Annotated in this window: 1 protein-coding gene and 2 rRNA genes; all 3 read right to left on the bottom strand. The window is 55.3% G+C overall.

From position 1 onward, the window contains the following. Positions 1-278 (bottom strand): hypothetical protein (locus tag HMPREF9241_RS09390; RefSeq protein WP_006680934.1); only part of this gene is annotated, 278 nt, incomplete at its 3' end. Positions 279-560: 282 nt separating this feature from the next. Beyond that, positions 561-677, bottom strand: a 5S ribosomal RNA gene (gene rrf, locus HMPREF9241_RS03685). Positions 678-783: 106 nt separating this feature from the next. After that, positions 784-2,843: ribosomal RNA gene (locus HMPREF9241_RS03680) — 23S ribosomal RNA — on the bottom strand; the annotation flags it as partial.

Raw genomic sequence — 2,843 nt, 5'->3', positions numbered from 1 at the left:
ACGACCTCGGTTGTCATCACGACGACCATAACCGCCGTCACGCCGATCGTTATCACGTCGTGCGTATCCGCCTTCACGGCGATCGTTGTTACGGTCGAAACCACGACCACGATTATCATCACGACGACCATAGCCGCCGTCACGCCGATCGTTATCACGTCGCGTGTATCCGCCTTCACGGCGGTCATCGTCGCGAAGGCCGTATCCACCTTCGCGACGGTTGTTGTTTGCGCGGGATTGATTGTGGTCGCTCCACCGTGAGCGACGTTGGAATCCACCACGACCCTTATCAAAACGTGATCCTTGTTCTTCTGCCATGGCTTCTTCCTCTATTCCTGCGCGGTTGCGCTTTTCAAACGTGGGCGTTCTAGCCCTGATAGCTACATTTCTACTTTAAAAAGCATAGCCGGTTCACGGCGATAATCCGCCAGATAACTGCCACATTGTGCGTGAGTCCACTCGTCTACCGCTATGCGTTGCCGAGCTTTGACTGAAGGGCACTTTGTGCACAGTAGTAAACCCCTTGGAGGGGTGCTCCAAGGGGTTTACGTGAGTTAAATTTGCGGCGGTGTCCTACTCTCCCACACTCTGTCGGGTGCAGTACCATTGGCGTTTGTGGGCTTAGCTTCCGGGTTCGGAATGTTTCCGGGCGTTTCCCCACTACTATGACCACCGCAAAAATGGTCACTCGCTTGTGTTGTCCACTCCCCCTTGCTGGGGGTGTGGGTTGAGTGTGATTCGTATAGTGGTTGTAAGCAGTCTTACTTTTGGTTGCCTTTTTGTGGTTTCGTGTAGTGTCGGCCAATTAGTACCAGTCGGCTCGCGAGCACATTGCTGTGCTTCCACCTCTGGCCTATCAACCCGCTAGTCTGGCGGGGGCCTTCACACCATTACTGGTGTTGGAAACCTCATCTTGGAGCAGGCTTCCCGCTTAGATGCTTTCAGCGGTTATCCCTTCCGAACGTAGCCAACCAGCCGTGCACCTGGCGGTACAACTGGCACACCAGAGGTTCGTCCATCCCGGTCCTCTCGTACTAGGGACGGGCCTCCGCAAGTTTCCTACGCGCACAGAGGATAGGGACCGAACTGTCTCACGACGTTCTGAACCCAGCTCGCGTACCGCTTTAATGGGCGAACAGCCCAACCCTTGGGACCAACTCCAGCCCCAGGATGCGACGAGCCGACATCGAGGTGCCAAACCATGCCGTCGATATGGACTCTTGGGCAAGATCAGCCTGTTATCCCCGGGGTACCTTTTATCCGTTGAGCGACCACGCACCCACGTGCCATGGCCGGATCACTAGTTCCTGCTTTCGCACCTGCTCGACCCGTCGGTCTCACAGTCAAGCTCCCTTGTACACTTGCACTCGCCACCTGATTACCAACCAGGCTGAGGGAACCTTTGAGCGCCTCCGTTACTTTTTGGGAGGCAACCGCCCCAGTTAAACTACCCACCAGGCACTGTCCCCAACCCGGATTACGGGCCGAGGTTAGATGACCGCGTGAACCAGAATGGTATTTCAACGACGACTCGACAAGAGCTGGCGCCCCTGCTTCACAGTCTCCCACCTATCCTACACAAGTCCAAGCGAACACCAATACCAAGCTATAGTAAAGGTCCCGGGGTCTTTCCGTCCTTCTGCGCGTAACGAGCATCTTTACTCGTAATGCAATTTCACCGAGTTCATGGTCGAGACAGCGGAGAAGTCGTTACGCCATTCGTGCAGGTCGGAACTTACCCGACAAGGAATTTCGCTACCTTAGGATGGTTATAGTTACCACCGCCGTTTACTGGGGCTTAAATTCAAGCCTTCACCACCCGAGGGTGGTTGAGCCTTCCTCTTAACCTTCCAGCACCGGGCAGGCGTCAGTGCGTATACATCGTCTTACGACTTCGCACGCACCTGTGTTTTTGATAAACAGTCGCTTCTCCCTATTCTCTGCGACCCCACAACGCACACACCCAGAAAAAGGGGGGACGTCACAGGGTCCTCCTTATCCCGAAGTTACGGAGGAATTTTGCCGAGTTCCTTAACCATGATTCACTCGAACGCCTCGGTATACTCTACCTGACCACCTGAGTCGGTTTAGGGTACGGGCGCGTCATGCCCTCACGTCGAGGCTTTTCTTGACAGCTTAGGATCACCACCAGACACCCCAAAAGGGCACCCCCATCAGTCCTCACCCTACATGCCTACCGGATTTACCTGGCAGACGGGCCACAACCTTAGACACACACAACCATCGGTGCGCGGCAGCTACCTTCCTGTGTCACCCCTGTTAACACGCTTACCTACAACAATCAGGATCCCACAACACCCAAGCTGATCAAACCCGAAGGAATGAACAGTCCAGATGCGGGTGGTTAGCATAAAAGCTTCAGTATTTGGCGGTCACAACGCGGTACCAGAATATCAACTGGTTGTCCATCGACTACGCCTGTCGGCCTCGCCTTAGGACCCGACTAACCCAGGGCGGATAAACCTAGCCCTGGAACCCTTAGTCAATCGGCGGACGGGATTCTCACCCGCCATTCGTTACTCATGCCTGCATTCTCACTCCCACACGCTCCACCAACCGTTCCCAGCAGGCTTCACCGCACGCAGGACGCTCCCCTACCCACCCACACAACCTTAGGCAGGTCCCCTGCCCAGGCTCTTTCATGTGTGAGTGCCACAGCTTCGGCGGTACGCTTAAGCCCCGCTACATTGTCGGCGCGAAACCACTTGACCAGTGAGCTATTACGCACTCTTTCAAGGATGGCTGCTTCTAAGCCAACCTCCTGGTTGTCACCGCGATCTCACATCCTTTCCCACTTAGCGCACACTTAGGGGCCTTAGCTG

This window comes from Schaalia turicensis ACS-279-V-Col4 (assembly GCF_000296505.1).
GTDB lineage: Bacteria > Actinomycetota > Actinomycetes > Actinomycetales > Actinomycetaceae > Pauljensenia > Pauljensenia turicensis_A.
The sequence above is the reverse complement of the archived record's forward strand: the minus strand, read 5'-3'. Positions and strand labels throughout refer to the sequence as shown.